This window comes from Paraburkholderia sp. 35.1, assembly GCF_050436525.1.
In the GTDB taxonomy this organism is placed as follows: Bacteria; Pseudomonadota; Gammaproteobacteria; order Burkholderiales; family Burkholderiaceae; genus Paraburkholderia; species Paraburkholderia tuberum.
This window is the reverse complement of record NZ_JBNDMJ010000003.1, coordinates 605,844-625,063: the sequence shown is the minus strand read 5'-3', so window position 1 is coordinate 625,063 and position 19,220 is coordinate 605,844. Positions and strand designations below refer to the sequence as shown.

At 61.1% G+C, this 19,220-nt stretch carries 15 protein-coding genes, 4 pseudogenes and 1 riboswitch; of the genes and pseudogenes, 7 read left to right on the top strand and 12 right to left on the bottom strand.

Features of this window, described 5'->3' with window-relative positions; all coding sequences use genetic code 11:
- The first annotated feature begins 157 nt into the window (after positions 1–157).
- Entirely contained in the window at positions 158–961 is an 804-nt protein-coding gene (locus OKW27_RS22890; RefSeq protein ID WP_429334965.1) for a LysR family transcriptional regulator, read from the top strand.
- Positions 962–972: 11 nt separating this feature from the next.
- Here OKW27_RS22890 and speB read toward each other — a convergent pair whose 3' ends face one another.
- Positions 973–1,950 carry an agmatinase gene (gene speB / locus OKW27_RS22885; RefSeq protein WP_429334964.1) on the bottom strand — a complete coding sequence of 326 codons (978 nt, stop codon included), beginning with the start codon at positions 1,948–1,950 and terminating at the stop codon, positions 973–975.
- Positions 1,951–2,246: 296 nt separating this feature from the next.
- Positions 2,247–2,337: riboswitch (glycine riboswitch) on the top strand.
- Between the two features lie 146 nt (positions 2,338–2,483).
- Between speB and OKW27_RS22880 the strand changes: the two genes are divergently transcribed.
- Positions 2,484–3,761, top strand: coding sequence for a D-amino acid dehydrogenase (locus tag OKW27_RS22880; protein WP_429334963.1), 1,278 nt, complete (start codon positions 2,484–2,486; stop codon positions 3,759–3,761).
- A 444-nt stretch (positions 3,762–4,205) separates the two neighbouring features.
- Here OKW27_RS22880 and OKW27_RS22875 read toward each other — a convergent pair.
- Positions 4,206–4,654 (bottom strand): annotated as a pseudogene (locus OKW27_RS22875) (transposase); the annotation flags it as partial.
- Between the two features lie 229 nt (positions 4,655–4,883).
- Between OKW27_RS22875 and OKW27_RS22870 the strand changes: the two are divergent.
- Positions 4,884–5,084, top strand: a pseudogene (locus OKW27_RS22870) (IS256 family transposase); the annotation flags it as partial.
- Between the two features lie 310 nt (positions 5,085–5,394).
- On the opposite strand, the gene OKW27_RS22865 reads toward OKW27_RS22870, so the two are convergent.
- The 5 genes from OKW27_RS22865 to OKW27_RS22845 form a co-directional block, all read right to left on the bottom strand.
- Positions 5,395–5,790, bottom strand: coding sequence for a nuclear transport factor 2 family protein (locus OKW27_RS22865; protein ID WP_429334962.1), 396 nt, complete (start codon positions 5,788–5,790; stop codon positions 5,395–5,397).
- Positions 5,791–5,862: 72 nt separating this feature from the next.
- Complete coding sequence (locus OKW27_RS22860; protein ID WP_429334961.1) at positions 5,863–6,807, bottom strand: 3-keto-5-aminohexanoate cleavage protein; 945 nt, start codon at positions 6,805–6,807, stop codon at positions 5,863–5,865.
- A gap of 23 nt (positions 6,808–6,830) precedes the next feature.
- A complete protein-coding gene (locus tag OKW27_RS22855; protein WP_429334960.1) occupies positions 6,831–7,700 on the bottom strand; it encodes a fumarylacetoacetate hydrolase family protein in 870 nt (289 codons plus the stop codon).
- 48 nt (positions 7,701–7,748) lie between these two features.
- On the bottom strand, positions 7,749–8,690 hold the full coding sequence (locus OKW27_RS22850; RefSeq protein ID WP_429334959.1) for a VOC family protein: 942 nt from the start codon (positions 8,688–8,690) through the stop codon (positions 7,749–7,751).
- Positions 8,691–10,289 (bottom strand): bifunctional 3-(3-hydroxy-phenyl)propionate/3-hydroxycinnamic acid hydroxylase, encoded by a 1,599-nt coding sequence (locus OKW27_RS22845; protein ID WP_429334958.1) that lies wholly within the window; start codon positions 10,287–10,289, stop codon positions 8,691–8,693.
- Positions 10,290–10,401: 112 nt separating this feature from the next.
- On the opposite strand from OKW27_RS22845, the gene OKW27_RS22840 reads away from it, so the two are divergent.
- Positions 10,402–11,121, top strand: a complete 720-nt coding sequence (locus tag OKW27_RS22840) for a TetR/AcrR family transcriptional regulator (protein ID WP_429334957.1) — start codon at positions 10,402–10,404, stop codon at positions 11,119–11,121.
- 122 nt (positions 11,122–11,243) lie between these two features.
- Here OKW27_RS22840 and OKW27_RS22835 read toward each other — a convergent pair whose 3' ends face one another.
- Entirely contained in the window at positions 11,244–11,615 is a 372-nt protein-coding gene (locus tag OKW27_RS22835; RefSeq protein ID WP_429334956.1) for a hypothetical protein, read from the bottom strand.
- Between OKW27_RS22835 and OKW27_RS22830 the strand changes: the two genes are divergently transcribed.
- Both OKW27_RS22830 and OKW27_RS22825 read left to right on the top strand, forming a co-directional pair.
- Complete coding sequence (locus OKW27_RS22830; protein WP_184062687.1) at positions 11,614–12,489, top strand: tyrosine-type recombinase/integrase; 876 nt, start codon at positions 11,614–11,616, stop codon at positions 12,487–12,489. The two genes, OKW27_RS22835 and OKW27_RS22830, sit on opposite strands and share 2 nt — an antisense overlap.
- A gap of 23 nt (positions 12,490–12,512) precedes the next feature.
- A pseudogene (locus OKW27_RS22825) lies at positions 12,513–13,424 on the top strand (IS91 family transposase); the annotation flags it as partial.
- A gap of 275 nt (positions 13,425–13,699) precedes the next feature.
- On the opposite strand, the gene OKW27_RS22820 reads toward OKW27_RS22825, so the two are convergent.
- Positions 13,700–14,719 (bottom strand): IS110 family transposase, encoded by a 1,020-nt coding sequence (locus OKW27_RS22820; protein WP_429332134.1) that lies wholly within the window; start codon positions 14,717–14,719, stop codon positions 13,700–13,702.
- A 113-nt stretch (positions 14,720–14,832) separates the two neighbouring features.
- On the opposite strand from OKW27_RS22820, the pseudogene OKW27_RS22815 reads away from it, so the two are divergent.
- Positions 14,833–15,096 (top strand): annotated as a pseudogene (locus OKW27_RS22815) (transposase); the annotation flags it as partial.
- 988 nt (positions 15,097–16,084) lie between these two features.
- On the opposite strand, the gene OKW27_RS22810 reads toward OKW27_RS22815, so the two are convergent.
- The 3 genes from OKW27_RS22810 to OKW27_RS22800 all read right to left on the bottom strand — a co-directional run bounded on the left by OKW27_RS22810 (position 16,085) and on the right by OKW27_RS22800 (position 18,667).
- On the bottom strand, positions 16,085–16,870 hold the full coding sequence (locus tag OKW27_RS22810) for a site-specific integrase (protein ID WP_429334955.1): 786 nt from the start codon (positions 16,868–16,870) through the stop codon (positions 16,085–16,087).
- A gap of 120 nt (positions 16,871–16,990) precedes the next feature.
- On the bottom strand, positions 16,991–17,965 hold the full coding sequence (locus OKW27_RS22805; protein WP_429334954.1) for an IS5 family transposase: 975 nt from the start codon (positions 17,963–17,965) through the stop codon (positions 16,991–16,993).
- A 66-nt stretch (positions 17,966–18,031) separates the two neighbouring features.
- A complete protein-coding gene (locus OKW27_RS22800; RefSeq protein ID WP_429334953.1) occupies positions 18,032–18,667 on the bottom strand; it encodes a tyrosine-type recombinase/integrase in 636 nt (211 codons plus the stop codon).
- Between the last annotated feature and the right edge of the window lie 553 nt (positions 18,668–19,220).

The following is a 19,220-nucleotide window of genomic DNA, read 5'->3' as shown; positions in this document are numbered from 1 at the left end:
TTTCGGTAATTTCCGAAGTAACCGAGGGACGGTACGATGCAAGTTCACGACACGGATCTCAAGCTGTTACGGATCTTCGAAACCATCGTCCGATGCGGCGGCTTCGCCGCCCGCGCAACCGATTCTCAACATTGGTGCATCGAGCATCAGCGAATACATGTCGCAGCTGGAGACACGCCTCGGACTACGACTGTGTGAGCGCGGACGCGCGGGTTTCCGGCTGACAGACGAAGGGGCGGAGCTGCACGCCGCCGCGCAACGTCTGCTCTGCGCGGTCGATACGTTTCAGATGGAAGCAGGCACGTTGCGCCATCAGCTTTCTGGTGTGTTGCGCTTCGGCATGATCGAAGCAACCTTGACCGACAAATACTCGCCGCTGCCGGCAGCGATCCGGGAGTTCGGCCAGATGGCGCCCGACGTCCGTCTGCATGTGCAGATCGACACGCCTGGGAGCATGGAGCAGCACGTGCTGGATGGGCGCCTGCATCTGGCCGTGGGGCCATTTCCCGCGCAGATTCCCGGTCTCGACTACTTGTCACTCTATCGGGAGGAGCAGGGGCTCTACTGCGCATCGACCCACTCGTTATACGAGCGGGCGGGCGGCCGTGTCCCGTTGTCGGTACTTGGCAAACAACGCCTCGCTGCGCGTGCTTACCTCGGCAGCCAGGAGCTCAAGCTGCTGCACATGGCGCAGGCCGCGGCCTCGGTCGACAACGTCGAAGGCCGCGCGATGCTCATCCTGTCGGGCAACTATGTGGGCTTTCTGCCGCCTCACTATGCGCAGCCTTGGGTAGACGGTGGACTATTGGCACGCATCGATCCCGAGCACTATGTGACACATCTGGACTTTCAGATCATCACGCGCAAAGGCGCCGAATCGGCGCGAGTCGTTCAGGCCTTTTGCGACCAGCTGCGAGCGGCGGCCAGGAAAGTGGAGCGCGCCGCGCGCAGCAGCAAATAGCTAACGGGAACTTAACGGGAAAGGTTTCGTTTGACTTTGCGTTGATGCATCACGCGGCCAATCGTGTTCAGCAGCAGTTGCGCCGCCAGGATCGACGTCGAACCCGAATGGTCGTAGTCGGGCGCGACTTCCACGAGGTCGATGCCGATCACGTCACCCTGCTCAGCAAGTCCAGCGAAGAGTTCGAGTCCTTCGTAATACAGCAGGCCGCCGTGGCTCGGCGTGCCCGTGCCGGGTGCGATCGACGGATCAAAGCCATCGATATCGATGGTCAGGTAATAGCGCACGCCCTTCGGGATACGGTCCAGGACGCCCTGGATGCCGAGGCGCCGAAGGTCGCGCACCGAGATAATGTCCGAGCCCATCTCGCGTGCCTGTGCGTAGCCTTCGCGCGCAGTAGACGACACGTTGCGGATGCCGACTTGCGTCATGCCCGATACCACGCTTTTTTCCGCCGCACGCCGCAGCGGATTACCGTGGCCATGGCGCACGCCATGGCGCTCGTCGACGAAATCGAGGTGGGCGTCGATATGGACGATGTGAAACGGCTCCTGACCTTCGAATGCATTGATGCACGGAATGTTGATCGAGTGATCGCCTCCCATCACCACCGGCAACGCGCCCGCCTCCAGGATCTTGCGCACGCCGTACTCGATGTTGGCGTGACTCTTCTCCGTGTTGGTGTGCACCATGTCCGCATCACCGATATCGACAATGCGAACTTCGTTGCTGGGCAGGTAGACGACGTCGTCTTCGAAGTCATATGCGCCGCCGTGTCCGAATGAGAACAGCGTCGACGCATCCCGGATCGAGCGCGGACCGAACCTGGCACCCGCCCGCCACTGCGTACCGCAGTCGAAAGGAGCGCCCATTACCGCGACGTCCGCATCGATTTTGTCCCAGTCAAGACACAGCGGAGACTTCGCGAACGTGCAGATTCCAACAAAGGGCAAATTGAGCCGACCGGTTTCGTAGCTGTTTTCAGACATGATATTGCGTTCGTCCTGTCGTTGGTTCAGATAGGTGCGGCGCACCGGGCGCCCTCTTCACCGCCGCAGCGTCGTCCGTGGTGACGAGCGAGCGGTACATCTGGAACGGAGTCTATGCAAAAAAATTCAACGGAAAAATGCCAAAGATCAGAAACACACTTCGGGATAGTCCGAAGCATTGCAGACCCCGCCAGACCGCGATGGAGCCGCTCACGCACCCGAGCGGGAAGTTGACCGCCGTCTATTTGAAAAGACTTGCTGTCGCTTATTTGAGCGAGTAGCCTTGCGCTGTTCTACAACGAAGTACGGGAGAGATCGTCCACCCGCGACGACGCCGACGGAGCAACCGCCCCGGAAACTCTCAGGCAAAAGGACCGTGCAGCGAGAACATCTGGAGAGCGGCGCATGCGCGCCCACCGAAGGGGAGCTACTACCGTAACCGGTAATAGCGAAACTCTCAGGTACATGGACAGATGGGGCATTGGCGCCGGTAAACATCGGCCGGCGATGCTCAACGAACACTGGACCATGTCATGTCCCATATTGCCATCATTGGCGCCGGAATTACGGGCGTCACCACTGCTTACGCCCTCGCTCGGCGCGGTTACCGCGTCACGGTTTTCGAACGTCATCGCTATGCGGCAATGGAAACGTCATTTGCCAACGGCGGACAACTATCGGCCAGCAACGCTGAGGTCTGGAACAGCCGCTCTACAGTGCTGAAAGGCCTGCGTTGGATGTTTAGCCGCGACGCTCCGCTCCTCATGAATCCGCGGCCGAGTTGGCACAAGTACAGCTGGATCGGTGAGTTCCTGCGCCAGATTCCGAACTATCGCAGCAACACGATCGAGACGGTGCGGCTAGCCATCGCTGCACGTCAGCATATGTTCTCGATCGCCGAACGGGAGCACATCGATTTCGACCTTGAACGACGTGGCATCTTGCATTTCTACGCTACCCAGAAGGAGTTCGAAGCAGCGACGAAGGTCAATGCATTGCTACGTGAAGGCGGCCTTGACCGGCGTCCGGTGACGCCCGACGAAATCCGCGCCCTTGAGCCGGCACTTCATGGGCAGTTCCACGGCGGCTTCTTCACCGAGTCGGATTCGACCGGCGACATTCATAAGTTCACGCGTGGTCTTGCTGAAGCCTGCGTGCGGTTGGGTGTCGAGTTCCGCTACGACGCGAGCGTGGGGTCCATCTCCGAGGCCGCGGAGGGTGAACTAAGGATTGCTTTCACGCATGAAAGTCAGACTGATACTGATAGCTTCGACCGGGTAGTGATTTGTGCGGGTGTCGGAAGTCGTGCGCTAGCCGCGTATGTGGGAGACCACGTGAACGTCTATCCGGTGAAGGGCTATTCGATCACGGTGTGCCTCGACGATACCGAAAGCCAGCACTCCGCGCCTTGGGTCAGCCTGCTTGACGACAACGCCAAGATTGTCACGAGCCGTCTCGGCGTTGATCGCTTCCGTGTTGCTGGAACGGCTGAGTTGAACGGCATAAACCGTGACATCCGCTCGGATCGAATCCAGCCCCTCGTCAATTGGACGCGTACTCATTTCCCGGACATGTCGACGGCGCGCGTCATTCCGTGGGCTGGCCTGCGCCCCATGTTGCCGGGCATGTTGCCCAAGGTAGGCTCCGGTCGTCGACGCAACATTTTCTACAACACCGGACACGGGCATTTAGGGTGGACCCTCTCGGCAGCGACTGCGGAAGCTGTTGCGGAACTCATGGCCGGTAGTATGCCCAACTTGGCGAGCGTGAAGCCCGCGACAACTCGAAAAGGCCTGGCGGTCAACGCCTGATAAGCATTTCCAGACAACATCACAGACCCCGCGTTGCCGCGGGGTCTCGAGATCTTAAGAGTCGCTCTCTACAGAGATTGTCAAAACGTCCGGGTTCTTTGCGGGGGTAGATATCAAATTTTGAAATTGTGGCCTTGATCGCCGCGCTAAAAATCGGTTGCCCATGGAGATTGCCGACCGCAATTTATCGCCGATCACCCATATAGGCGAGCGCGATGCCCGCGTCTTAACGACTAGAGTGCACGGAGGAACGGACGTTCGGTGGCGCTTCGCGATTGTCTCTTGCTGGCCGAGAGCCGCGGTTCCCAATGTTAGCCGAAAGCGGCCGTCGGGTAAGCTGCGCATTTCGGTGAAGGGCAGTTTTGCGGCGCCAGCGCCCACAGGCAGCCGTCGGCCATCAAGAGTCATTCGCCCGGCCAGTTTAAGCGACAGTCAAGCGGCGGCCATCGCACCGTCGCCGACGGCCAGCAGCAGGCCGGCCTGCAAGCCGCGCGCTTTCAGATCGAGCAGCAGCTCTTGCCATGACGCCTTCGATTCGCGATACCCGTCACCGATCGCCACACGCTCCTTGCGTCCATCCGGCCTCACGCCGATGATCACCAGCAGGCATTGGCCGTCCGAGTTCTCGCTGCGCAGCCCCGTGTGAATGCCGTCGACCCACCAGTACACGTAGCGCGACTTCGTCAGATCGCGCCGGCTCCAGTTCGCATGTTCGTCGGCCCACTGCGCCTTCAGGCGGCTCACCACGTTCGCCGACAGCCCCTTGGCGTCCTCGCCCAGCAACACGCTCAGCGCCTCGCTCATGTCGCCTGTCGAGATCCCTTTCAGATAAAGCATGGCAGTGCGGCACTTACGCGCGGCGACTTCCTCACATACGGCGGTTTCATGGTGGATGGTTTGTTGTTTGCTGGTTTCCGACTTTGACAATCAGATTCTCAGCTGAAACCTCCACCGCCTTCAACTTCACGCCTCAACTCCCCCGTACACCACTTTCGAGCTTATCTCCCGAGCTATCGTTGAAAGTGGTGTACGCGGCGTAGGCGGGAGGCAGGAGAAGGCGGTGGCGATTGAAGGAGAATGTTGCTTTCCACGGTAACACTTTCCCAATCGAACTCCACCACCATCGCGAAACATACTCAGGAAACGAAGAGCGGTCAAACGACGGACGCGGAAATCAAGGGGGCGCCGGGTCTGGACGATCTGATCCAGCAAGGGGCGCGACGAATCATCCAGCAGGCAATCGAGGCGGAACTGGCGGCGATGCTCGAGCAGTATTCGAATGTGAAGTCGATCGAGGGCCGACGGGCAGTTGTGCGCAACGGCTAGCCGTTCATGCGGCCATGGCTGTTCCCGGTCCGTTGATCAACGCAAGGACCTTGCGCTGCCGCTCGTTCGAGGGCAGTTGCAGGAGCCTTTGCTGACTCGCATGCAGGGACGCGCGTGTCTCGAACGGAGCGCCGGCCAATACCTCTGCTGGCGCCAGTTCGTTCAGCGCGTCCTGCGCCGTGACCAGGAAAGCATGGACCTCGGTTCTCAACGCCCCCCCGAAGGGCGAGCAGAATATTCGCGGTGATGTTTGCTGGGGATTCCTATGTTTGTATAATTGAAGAATTCTTTCTGACGTGAACGATTTTCAGCGTCGGCCGGCGTCTGCTTCGGAATGAAACCCCTGAATGACGCTTAGACGCCACGTGCCGTTCGTCCTCATCCAGACGGCTTCGTACTGGCTCGCAACCGCTATCGTCCCGCTTGCGATGCGCACGCTCGCCGTCATGGAGCCGCACACCAGCGCGAAGCGTTCACCCGTCTGAATCTCGCTCAAGTCGAACTTCACTGCTTCGTAACGCATCGCGCCGCTCGTGAGCTTGTCGAGGTAGCTTTCGCGGCTGTCGCGCGTGCCTGTCGAATGGATATAGACGAGGCCTTCTTCGAACAGATCGCGCAGCGTGGCCGCGTCGCCCGCCAGCATTGCGGCGCATCGCGCTTCTTCGAGTTGATGAATGATGTCTGCGTCTTCGCCATGATTCATCGATATGTCCTTTTTTCCCGATTGCGCGCGACGGTGCGCCAGTCGCAATGCCGTCGCGCGCCGATGCTTACCTTACTGGCTGATTGCGTCCAGACGCGTCTTGTCGCGACCCTTGAGGCCGAGCATTTCGCGTGCTTCCGCGGGAGTCGCGATTTCCAGACCAAGGCGCGTGAGAATGTCGCGAATCAATTCGACCTGCTGGGCGTTCGAGGTGGCGAGCTTGCCCGGACCGATCATGAGGGAATCCTCAAGGCCGACACGTACGTTGCCACCCATCAGCGCGGCCTGCGTAATCAGCGGCATCTGATGTTTGCCGGCGCCGAGCACTGACCACTGATAGTTGTCGCCGAACAGCTTGTCCGCAATGCGCTTCATGTGCACGAGATTCTCGGGATCCGCGCCAATGCCACCCAGAATGCCCAGCACGAACTGCAGGAAGATCGGACCTTTGACGAGCCCGCGATCGACGAAGTGCTTCAGGTTGTAGAGATGCCCCACGTCGTAGCACTCGAATTCGAAGCGCGTGCCGTGCGCATCACCCAGCCGCTCGAATACTTCTTCGATATCCGCGAACGTATTGCGGAAAATCGCACGCCGCGTGCTTTCGATAAAGTCATTTTCCCACGAGTATTTGAACTCTTTCAGCTTGTCGAGAACCGGGAAGATCCCGAAGTTCAGCGAACCCATGTTGCAGGACGCCATCTCGGCCGAAATGTCGAGCGCGCCGGCGAGGCGTTCGTCCAGCGTCATATTGACCGCGCCGCCCGTGGTGAGGTTGATCACCGCGTCGGTTGCCGCGTGAATGCGCGGCAGGAATTGACGATACACCGACGGGTCGAACGCCGGGCGTCCGTCTTCGGCATGACGCGCGTGGAGATGCAGAATGGACGCGCCTGCCTCTGCCGCGGCAATGGCTTCGCGTGCGATGTCGTCGGGCGTCACCGGCAGATGCGGCGACATGCTCGGCGTATGAATCGATCCCGTGATTGCACAGGTAATGATGACTTTACGTGCCAAGTATTTTTTCTCCGTTGAGTCGATCAGACCGGCTCGGCCACGACGACGTTTTCAATGTGTCCGATGCCCTCGATCTCCACGCGCAGCACGTCGCCGATATTGAGGAAACGCGGCGGCTTGGCTGCGCCACCCACGCCCGACGGCGTGCCCGTCGCGATCACGTCGCCCGGTTCGAGCGTCATGACGGTCGAGAGATAAGCGATCTGCTGCCAGACGTTGTAGATCATCTCGCCGGTGCGAACTTCCTGACGGCATTCGCCGTTCACGAGCATGCGCATTTGCAGCGCGTGCGGATCGGCGATTTCATCCGGCGTCACGAGCCACGGACCAAACGGGCCGTGCGTGTTGAACGACTTGCCGAGCATCATCGTCGGCGAGCGCATCTGCCAGTCGCGTACCGAAACGTCGTTGCACACGACATAACCGGCGACGACCGACGCGGCCTCGGCTTCCGACACGTGACGGCAGCGGCGGCCGATGACGACGCCCAGTTCCGCTTCATAGTCGAGCTTGTCCGATACCTTCGGCATTTGCACGGGGTCGAACGGGCCGTTCACGCACGAGACCTGCTTGTTGAACCAGACCTGGCTGTCCGGCACCTGGATGCCTGCCGCTTTCGCTTCCTCGACATGGCGGCGATAGTTCATGCCGATCGCGAGGAACTTCGACGGGTTCGGCACCGGCGCGTCGAGTCGCACGTCCGAAAGCGGGTACGTGACGGCGTCCTCGATGCGCACGTTCCTGACGTATTGCATGAGCGCGGGGCCGCCCTGCAGCAGTTCCAGCATGGTGCGGGGCAATCTGCCGTCGCTGGCGGGCAGATCGATAACCTGCTGGCCTTCTACCTTACCGATCGATTGATATCCGCGGCATTGAAAAGTGACGAGTTTCATTGAAGTCCTGCTAAAGAGTGTTGAATGGTGACGGGTGCGCTCTGCGCGTCAGACACCGTGTTCCGAATTGGCGAAGAAGATCGCGGGCAGATCGGGACCCCACAGGTACATGCCATCCTCCGGCGCGTGATCTTCCGCGACCCAGTCCACCGAAGCGGGGATGAAATCCATCGTCGCGCTGTACTCGCAAAAGCTGCCCCACGGGTCCAGTACGTAGTAGAAGTAGTTGGAGCCGAGCACGTGACGGCCCACGCCCCAGCCTTCGCTGTAACCGGCGGCGGCCATCTGCATGTAGCCGAGACCGACTTCCTCGACGGTCGGGACATCCCAGCTCAGGTGATGCAGCGCCGGGCCCGAACTCATTGCGAAGGCGAACAGGTGATGGTCGCCGCCGTGCGGCGCGTGGATGAACGCAACGCCGTCGCCGGAGCGGTCCGAGAGGCGCAGGCCGAGCACGCGCTCGCAGAAATCGATCTGCGCGGGGACGTTCGGTGTCGCGAACGCAATGTGCGAGAGCCGCGTAGGCTCTATGCGCTTCGTGCTGCGACGGTAGGGCGCGCAACGCACGCCGTTGACGGGCAGCGCCGGGCTCGCGTGGCTCGCTTCGTCGAGCGTCGTCTTGGCGCCGGGGCGGATCTGCAACGCGACGCCGTCGGGATTGCGAATCCAGAAACCCTCGGCGTCAGCGCCTTCGGGCGGCGCGATGATCTCAACGCCGACCACGACTGCACGCGCGCGCAGCGCGTCGAGTTCGTCCTCGAAGCAGTGTAGCGTGAGCCAGTCGATCTTCTTGCGCGGCCCTTCCTTAATGCGGCCCCACACATGCGACGATCCAAACGTGCGGATCAGCAGACCCTTGTGGCCTTCCGATTGGACGTCGAGCCCAAAGGCTGTATAGAAGCGCCGTGCATCGTCGAGTGACGGCACGCTCATGCTGAAGGCGCCGATCGAATGAATGCCGAGGCGGTCGCGCCTGCGTTCTTGGGTCATTTAGGTCTCTTGGCCTTGTGGGGTGGTTTCAGTGTCGGGTTGCATCGCATACCGCCAGGCGTCGACGAGCGCATCGAGTTCGCCAGTCGTGCGGGCCGCGCCATAGCTGTAGAAGTCCGGACGTGCGATCACCGCCGCCACGCCGAGTTGCGCGAAGTAGTCGGCATACGCACCGTTGATGTCGACGAAGCCGCCTTCGCCGAAATGCGTGACGATCACGCCGCGCTCATCCAGCGCCTGCCGGTTAGTCAAGCTAAGCGCATCGAGCACGGATTTATTCGTCGCAATCAAGGCGAAGCCAACGCCGAACACATCGTCGAACAGGCCGCGCCGGCCGTTGATCTCGACGAGGCCTTGCGGCGTCAGGCAGCCGCTGCCCGGTGTTTCCGCTTCATACAATCCCGCGCCGAGACGCGGTCGCGGCGCCTCGGGCGGCCGGAAGCCCGGTGTCGCCTGCGCGGACAGCATCTGGAGGTCGCGTGCGGCGGCCGCGTCGGGATTGGTGATGCAGATCACCTTGCCCAGTTCGATCGAGAAGTTGATGATCTCGCGCACGTGGTTCGATCGCTCGGGACCATAGCTGTCGAGCAGCGCGTCGCTGCCTTTGCCCGCGAGAATCGCGTCGAGCCGCCATGCAAGCGCCGCCGCGTCGCGCAGACCGCTGCACATGCCTTGCCCCGCGAACGGCGGCATCAGATGCGCGGCATCGCCCGCCAGCAAGACCTTGCCCGCACGCCATTGCTTCGCCCAGCGTCCGCGGAACGTATAAACCGCATGGCGCTCCAGAACCGCGTTGCCGGGCGTGACGTTCCAGCGGGCGAGCAGGTCCCACGAAACCGAGTCCAGGTTCATCTGCTCCGCGGTTTCGCCGGGCAACAGCATGAACTCCCAGCGACGGCGGCCGGGACCACCTGGCACGATGGTCGTCGGCCGCGCCGGATCGCACAGTTGCCAGGTTTTCGGCATCCACTCGCGCGGCGCAAGCGGTTTGACGTCGACCACCAGCCAGTCGAACGCGAAACCGAGATCTTCGAACTCGAGGCCGAGCGCGTTGCGCACCATCGAGTTCGCGCCGTCCGCGCCAATCACATAGCGTGCGCGGATCGTGTCCTTCTCGCCGCCGGCAACCCACTTGCCGTCCACCAGCCTTCCCGCCTCGATATCGACGCGCACGCCGTCGGCTTTTTCGACGAGCGCGTTAGCCGACCAGCCCTGACGCACCGTGACATTCGGCAGTGCCTTGACATGTCCGTCGAGGACGCGCTCGAGCTCCGGCTGCGCGAACAGCGTCGATGCAGGCCAGCCACTCAGGCCCGTGCCGCCCCAGTCGAAATCCATCAGAACTTCGTTGCTTGCGTTGCGCCACTGGTAGCGGTCTGTAACCTCCGCGATGCGGTTGATATCATCTATGACCCCGGCCGCCTGGAAGAGCCGGGCGATTTCGTGGTCGTAATGGACGGCGCGCGGCAGCGGATAGAGGTCGGGCCAACGCTCGACCACGCTCACGCTGCGCCCCGCGCGTCCGAGCATCAGCGCAAGTAGCTGACTCGTCGGGCCATAGCCGATAATTGCAACATCGACGATCCTGTCTGCCACCATTTTTCTCCTGAGTCGGGCATCGTCACAAACTGACGATATAGTACAATTCATACTCTATTGTCATGTTGACCAACTCATTCATGCAATGGGGGAAACCCCGGGTACCGCGCTAATGACCAAGCATTCGAAAAGCGACAACCAGGGCCTCGTCCTCGCGAACGAGGACCACCGCGTACGGACCGGCGCCGTGCGACGGGAATCCACGCGCCGTAAACTGTTGAGCGCGGCCGTCGAAGTTTTTGCGGCCAAGGGGCCCGACGCGGCGTCGATCGACGACTTCCTCGCGGCAGCGGGCGTCGCACGCGGCACGTTCTACAACTACTTCAAGACGACCTCCGAACTGCTCGACGCAGTCACGTCGGAGTTGAGCGACGAGGTCATTGCCCGCATCGAGGTGTGTGTGGGCGCGATCGACAATCCCATCGAGCGGGTGTTGACAGGCTGCCTGCTCTATACGCAGGTGGCGATCAAGCATCCAGCGTGGGGGGCGTTTATTACGAGGACGGGCATCCGTGGCGGGGCCAGCGGACGGTTGACGGACGTGTATCTTCCGCGTGACCTCGCAAGAGCACGGGAGCAAGGCATCGCCCAGTTCACCAACGTCCGCGCTGCGAGGGACCTTTTGATCGGCGCGATCCATCAGAGCGTCGAGACGGTTTTGTCGGGCGCGGCGTCCGCCGAACACCCGCGCGAGGTCATGCAGTTGGCACTCGCGGCGCTTCGCGTGGCACGCCCGACTATCAGGCAGCTCAATGAAAAACCGCTACCGGAAATTGAAGTGCCAGATGGACTGAAATCGCTGGAGGCGAGCTCCAAGGCTCACGCCGGGTGACGTCGCTGCGCTCGGCCTGCTTCGCGCCGGTTCCATCCGAAGAGCGAAGCCCGGGGATGTCAAGGAATGTGGATTTTGAACCGGTGCGCTGAGGCCGAAACTGGTTGTCAGCTTGATTCATTTCATTTCTTAAGTTCCTCGGGGTGGCTGCGTTTCGCATCCATACCGAAAGGCTGACCGTCTTCTGGCCGCATATAGATTGCGTAGCGGATAGGCGCTGCGAAGGCTCGGCGTCGGAAACGGCTCGGGAGAGTGAGTTCGCTGTTGCACGAAGCTGCCATCGGGTTGCTCGATGGCACCACCGTCGGCAATCCGCCGCATTGCTGACGCACCGCCCAGACCGTCGCAATGTCGGCAATGGCCGACAGGACTAAACCGCTCGCGCGGTAGGGGGCTGCGGCCCGTCTCTGGCGGCGAATGGGAGGCCAGTGGCGCCGGCGCTTATGTTGGTGGTTGAGGCAATCCGCCTCGTCCTCCAGCAGGAGCCCCATCATGACCTCCTCCGATCCGGGCATCAGCCCGCTGCGCCGCCGTATGCTTGAGGACTTGCGCATGCGCAAGTTCGCACCCAAGACCCAGGCCGCCTACCTGCGTGCCGTACGTCAGTTCGCCCGATACCTCGGGCGTTTACCCGATACCGCCACTGTCGAGGACCTCCGGGACTATCAGCTGCATCTGGTCGATCACGGCGCGTCGCCGGTGTCGCTGAACGCCGCGATCAGCGGTCTGAAGTTCTTCTTCGAAGTCACGCTCGGCCGGCCTGAGCTGATGGCGCGGATGCAGCCGGTACGCGTGCCTCGCACGCTCCCGGTTGTGCTCAGCCCCGAGGAGGTGCGCCGGCTCATCGCGGCAGCCGGAAACCTCAAGCATCAGACCGCGCTGTCGGTCGCCTATGGCGCCGGGCTGCGTGCGAGCGAAGTGGTCGCCCTCAGGGTCAGCGACATCGACAGCCAGCGCATGACCCTGCGCATCGAGCAGGGCAAGGGCCGCCGTGACCGCTACGCGATGCTCTCGCCGGTCCTGCTCGAACGTCTGCGCGTCTGGTGGCGCGTTGCCCGTGCCCAGGGCTGCATGCTCGATGGCGGGTGGCTCTTTCCGGGCCTCGATCCGATCGACCCGCTCAGCACGCGGCAACTGACCCGCGCCATCCATGCGGCCGCCGAGACCGCAAACATCGACAAGCGCGTATCCATGCACACGCTGAGGCATTCCTTTGCCACGCACCTGCTGGAACAGAAGGAGGATATCCGCGTGATCCAGGTGCTCCTTGGACACAGGCAGATCGAGACCACCACGCTCTATACCCAGGTTGCCACTGACCTCCTGCGCAAGGTGGTCAGTCCGCTGGACCGCCTGCCCGCCGGCTAGCCCGGCCGCACGCGGAGCACCTCGTGCTGGAGGTCGCGGATATCTTCCGCGCCTGCGGGCCGGCGTGGCGGCGCACGGTAGCGCTGAGCCTGGGGCAGCTGAAGGTCATGTCGGCCATCGAACAGTGCCGCAGTGCGGCACTCGGGGGGCATGTGCTGCGCTGCGCCGGCTGCGACCGGATCGAGGTTGCCTACAACTCCTGCCGCAACCGTCATTGCCCGAAGTGCCAGGGCAGTGCTGCGCATCGCTGGCTCCAGGCACGCCAGGCCGATCTGCTTCCGGTCGGGTACTACCATGTCGTCTTCACGCTGCCCGCGCCCATCAGTGCCATCGCCTGGTACAACAAGGCCGTCATCTACGGGCTGCTGTTCGATATCGCCGCCGAAACGCTACGCACCATTGCCGCTGATCCGAAGCACCTCGGCGCCCAGATCGGCGCGACGCTCGTGCTGCACACCTGGGGCTCGGCACTCACGCATCATCCGCACGTACACGGTATCGTCCCCGGTGGTGGGCTGTCGCCCGATGGTCAGCGGTGGATCGGATGCCGGCCCGGCTTCTTCCTGCCGGTACGTGTGCTATCGCGCCTGTTCCGCAGGCGCTTCCTCGAAGCGCTCACGGACGCGCACCGGCACGGCCACCTGCAGTTCTTCGGCCAGTACGCTGAACTTGCCGACCCAGCTGTCTTTGACGTGTGGCTTGCGCCGCTGCGTGCCTGCGAATGGGTCGTCTACGCAAAGCGTCCCTTTGCAGGACCCGAAGCAGTGCTCGCGTACCTGTCGCGCTATACGCACCGCGTCGCGATCTCCAGCCAGCGCCTGCTTGCATTCGATGAACGCGGCGTGACCTTCCGCTGGAAGGACTACCGTGCGAAGGGGCACACCCGCTACAAGACCATGACCCTCGAAGCCGGCGAGTTCATGCGCCGCTTTATATGAACGCGTCCCGTTTGCAACAGTTTTCGTGTGTTCAGACAGACAGGATGGGCTGCAGCTTTATATCCGGCCTTGTTGCAGCCGGTATTGCTGCTGCGGGCCTCTATGAAATACGCTGACTCGCACCTCATTTCCTGCGCGAGCTCGAAGCTCGACGGCGCATTCAGGTTTAGCGAGTCCCGGTCCTACCTGGTTTGTCATCACACTCGATTGCTGCGCAACCTTTCGACGTTCACCCTGTGTTAACCGTTGATCTTCTGCTTCGCGTGAACCATTCAGACGGGCTTCACGCTCACGTAGGCCTTCTGGTACGGCTGGTCATGGGCCAGCACAGCCCAGATCGTCCGCGCCATCTTGTTCGCCAATGCAACGACCACCACATTCTTTGGTCGCCGCTTCATCATCTGCTCGACCCACTCGCCGGGCTCCTTTGCGTGCTCTATTACGCTACGCGCGCCGTGGATCAGCAGTGTCCGTAAATAGGTGTCGCCTCTCTTGCTGATCCCGTGCAGGTTCACTTTTCCGCCCGAGCCGGTCTGCTTCGGCACGATGCCAACCCATGCGGCAAACTCCCGCCCCGAACTGAATGCTTTCGGATCACCCATCATTGAGACGGCTGCCGTTGCCGTCAGCAGCCCGACGCCGCAAATTTCGCTAACCGCTTTCACCGCCTTGTCGTCCTTCTTCCACTCGCGCATCCGGCGCTCGATCTCGGCAACCTGTTCGTCCAGCTTCGCCAGTCCATTCCACTGCTCGCGAAACGTATCGATCAGCACGGCAGGCAGGCGCTCCGCGATCCGTTCGAGCACGACCGGTATCTCTTTGTTCAGCTTGTTCCGGCCCTTGCTCATGATCTCTCCATATTCCATCAGCAGTCCACGCAGGTTGTTGATCTGCATCGTGCGAAATTTGATCAGCTGCTGCCGCATACGGTGTAGCGCCAGCATCGCCTGCTGTATCTCGGTCTTCACCGCGACGGCCTTGCCGGGTTGCTGCACAGCCATCCAGATTGCACGGGCGTCTGCCGCATCGTTCTTGTTGCGGATGTTGAACGCCTTCACAAACTTCGCCGGCATCAGCTTTACCACGTGACCCATGTTCGTAAGTTGCCGGGCCCAGTGGTGCGATCCGCCGCACGCCTCCATGCCGATCAGGCACGGAGCCCGGTTCGCGAAGTACTCGAGAAACTTTGCCCGCTTGATCGGCTTGTTCACGATTTCTCCGGTTTCCTGATCGACGTAGTGGACCTGAAACACCGACTTCGCAATGTCAATCCCAACTGGCGTAAGCTTCACGACGGATCCTCCGGTTTGCCTGGAAACTTCGTATTTTCCACGTAGGCACATCGGCCTGTGAGGATCCAGCTTCCTTTGCGCTCATATACTCGGGTGGGACGCGTTCATTTCATTTCCTGCTCCATGTGCTGCCCGGTGGCTTCCATCGTATCCGTCACTACGGACTGCTCGCCAACCCGGTGCGCCGCGCCAGTCTCGCGAAGGTCCGCGAACTGCTGCACGTCGCGACCGACGTCAACACATCAGCTCACGAAACCGTCATCGAAACGCGCCCCGCCTTCATCTGCCGGCACTGCGGCGCGCCGATGATCGTCATCGATATCCTTGCGCGCACTGCACCGATCCGCGCACCACCCACGCGCCGGGGCGAGATATGAGCGCCACTGTTCCAGGACGAACAACCCGACCCTCGGCTTTGCGGCAACGCGGCCCACGAGCAGACCTTTGCGTCTGTCGCTTCGCACAGGCCCTTGCACGTCCGTTCCGCCATCACGATGGCGCCACTGCACCGCTTCGGCACAACCTCAGCCCTCAGCCGGCCTCCCGCCTGACCACGCATCCCGCAACACCGCTCGCCATCCCGGGCAATCAATCGCCATAGCCCCGAAGACTCCATTGCATCAGAGCACTCCGCGGTTTCCTCCCTTCAGGTTTATTCAACGCCTGCCCGCACGCGCCGGCGCGCACCCCGAGTCCACGGACATGGGCAGGCATCGAACAAACCTCAAGAACTCCAGTCTCCCTGTGCGAGTAGACGAATGGCCGTTGTACCTTGAAAGCCGACGTGGAGCGCGCCGGGACGACGGCCCGCCATGGAGGCGAACTCCGACTCAGCCCGACGCGTGCTAGCGTGTCCTGATCGGCTCTGAGAATCGCGCGGGCTCCCCGATGCGGGGTTTCGCGATACGCACAATTGCCCTTGACATGAGTTTGATCGCGCCTGCTGAAGATTGAGACACTTGCCAGTCGTGGTTGCGCAGCATTTTCCGGTCGAGCGGCCGCTGCGCTCGCCGGGGTTGCAGCACGGTTTGCATCGTTTCCGGTCGGTAACATGGCCGCAGTTGGGATCATGGCTTCTTCAAGCTTTGCGAGGATCGCGCTGGAAAGTGCCTGACGGTATCGAAGACGGTATTCCTGAAGAAGTCGGCATTCGGATGCCCTGTGTTCGCGATGTTTGAACGAAAGTGCGCGTGGATTCTCTGTTGCGGTCTGTCCAGAGCTGAAAACTGCCGACTGGATTTTTCGGTATGGCTGACGGTATCGTCACTCCCGACCGGCCGGAGAAGCCGTATGCACAAGGGTCCCCGTCACCGATTGACGATCGAGTGGGGCATATCAAGAACGCGCCGGGCAGATTGCCGTCGATTATTCCACCGTCGCGACGTCGATCGCTCCGGCCGGTGTGGCGTGCTCTCTAATTTCGGCCGACGCGTCCCCTTGAGTTTGCTCGGTGGGTGCACCTTGCCCCGTCAACTGTTCCAGCCGCGCACCCAGCAGTTGCCATGCGGCGCGTTTCTCGACCGTATACGGATACCGCTGATAGATGCGTTTCATGCGGTTCTGCTCGCGATGGTTCATACATTTGTCGATCACAGCGGGTAATACGCCGATCGACTGCATCAAGGTGGCGGCTGTTCGGCGCAGGTCGTGCGGCGTCCATTTCTCATCGCCGAGAACGAGAGAGTTAGTTTTAGCGGTTCGGTTGGCGTGTGCGTCACGTTCATAGAACACCAACTGGCGATCCGACACCTGCTTGGTGATGCTTTTGAGGCCGATGTGCGTTTCGGGTTTGTCTTCGCGGCGGTAGGCGGGCAGCAGCCATTCCTTGCTGTCGGACAATTGGATGAGTGCGCCCATGAGCTTCGCGGCGAAGTCGGACAGAAATACGATGTGAGCGTCCCCGTTCTTCGCGTTCTCAAATGGCACGCGCCAAATTCGCAGTTCAAGGTTGACGTCGCGTTTGCGTGTCTTGATGACCTCGCCCACACGCGTGTTGGTTGCCAGGATCAGCATCAACACATGCTTTGTCGTTTTGGGCAAATTCGCGGACTCAAGAGCGTTCGGTAGGGCACTGATCTCATGATCCGAGAGCGTTCGCTCCCGTTCACCGTCTGTACCACCGACATCCTTCTTTAAGGCAACGCTGAACAAGCCGCCGCGAATCTCGATTTCAAAATGATTCGAGGTCTGATCACCGTGAGCGGAGCTTTGACCTCTGGTTTTCGGCCCTTTCAGGCCATTTGCACGGGCCTTTGGCCCGCTTTTCGCCCACTACGGGCGCACCTGTGCCATCAATCGTCGGCGCGACAGATAGACGTTGGCGAGGGCCAGCGCTACAAAAGCACGGTTGGCGTTCTTTGCCAGCCCGCGATAGCGCACTTTGGTGAAACCCCAGAGGCGCTTGACTACTGCGAATACATGTTCGACCCTGGCCCTGATCTTCGACTTGTTGCGATTCTTGCCGCGCGCTACCTCGTCGACTTCGCCCGCACGGCGCGTGCGCTGATTGGTGAAGTCGCGTGCCTTGGGCGCTTTGCCACGAATCAGCGCTTTCTGGCTCGCGTAGGCGCTATCACCGTAGACGCGTTGCTCCTGCCCGTGCAGCAATTGCGGCAGGGGATGCTTGTCGTGCACGTTGGCGGCAGTGACCACCGCACTATGGGCCAGGCCGCTTTGGCTATCGACGCCGATATGCAGCTTCGCGCCGAAATACCACTGCTGGCCTTTGCGCGTCTGATGCATCTCCGGATCGCGCGCCTTCTGCTCATTCTTCGTCGAGCTCGGCGCAGAGATGAGCGTTGCATCCACGATGGTGCCGCTGCTGAGCTTCATCCCGCTGGCTTGCAGCACGCGCCCCACCTCGGCAAAGAGTCGTTCACCCAGTTTGTTCGTCTCAAGCAGTCGCCGGAATTTGAGCAACGTTGTTGCGTCGGGCACGGCTTCGCAGCCCAGATCAATTCCCACGAAGCGACGCAGGCTGGTGCTGTCGTAAAGCGCCTCTTCGCAGGCGAAGTCGGCCAGATTGAACCAGTGCTGGATAAAGTGAATCCGCAGCATGCGCTCCAGGCCAATGGGCGGGCGGCCGTTGCCCCGTTTCGGGTAAAACGGCTCGACCACCGCGCCCAGTTCCGCCCACGGCATGATCGAATTCATCGTGTCGAGAAACTCGTCGCGACGCGTGCGTTTGCGTCGGGTCTCGAATCCTGCACCTTGATCTGCGGCCAGCGCGAGCGTTTGTTGCTTCATCGTGTTTTGCGTTTGTCGTTTCCTGTGCGCTCTATAACGCTTGAGGCGCACGATCGGTGGACTTAATCAGCGTTGCCTTAAGACCATAAGCAGGGGATCGACGGAAACGTATTCTCGCGCTTGGCACCATTTCAAGAACTGCTTGAGATCTGTGAGCGTCCGGTTGGCGAGGCGGTTGGCGCCTCGCGCGATGATCGCATCAAGTGACGACATGATGTGAGCGCGACGCACGTCTTCCATCGCCATGTCGCCGACCACTGGTAGCACATCCTTTTCGAATGCGCGACGGATTTCTTGCCCCTTGTCGGCCCGCTTCTGCAGAGCGGAGTCGGTCCACTCATTGAATCGCTGTCTGAACGTCTTCCGTGCGAGCTTGTCCTCGAGGCTACGGACTTCTGCGCCCGTCTCGGCTAGCTTTTTCAGCTTTTCGATGCGTTTGTGTTCCAGCGGATCTTCTCCGCAACTAATGCGTGCGCGCGCACTGTCACGGGCATCCCTGATTTGGCGAAGGCTCGACTTCGGGAATGTGCCGAGGCGCAACTCGCGTACCCGACCGCCTGCTCGATAGCGCAGCGAAAATTGGACGGAGATGCCCTTTGCCCCTGCGCGGACCACGCCAAAGACACCGTGTCCGTCAGCGAGACGTCGTCCATTGTCTGCCGGCGTTAGCGCTTGCAATTCCCTCGTGGCGAGCGTGCCCATTGCATTCTCCCGTGGGCAAATTTTGCCCCCACAATTGCCCCCACAGATTCGGGGGCTTGCATGGCATTGTAGTGGAAATTGCGGGACAAGGTATCCTAATAATTCTCTATAAAATCAATGGATTGAAGGCGCATTCCGGAAGATGTTGGAAGTCCGTGGAACCGACAAAAACTTGCATGGGGTGCAGGTGGTCGGAGGTTCAAATCCTCTCGCCCCGACCGAAAAGATCAAAAGGACTTATGGTGAAAGCCGTAAGTCCTTTTTTCTTGGTGCGCCAGGCATGGCGCGTAGCGCCGTGACTGGCGCTGTCCGACCCGCTGTGGTGGCGAGCCGGATGACTTGGGGGTGAAAGTCCTCTGCACACCCGGCAAGGGGAAGTGCTAGCTGAACGGCAAGGGTGTCCGTCGTAAGGCGGAATCTGAAGGAAGCCGCAGGCAAAATGCTGGCCTGACGAACAGGAAGCGGATATCAGGCGGTGTGGCGGGGTGAGCAGTCCAAGATCTGTAAAGCCCAATACTTGCACGGAACGCCACGACGTAGATCCGACAGGCAT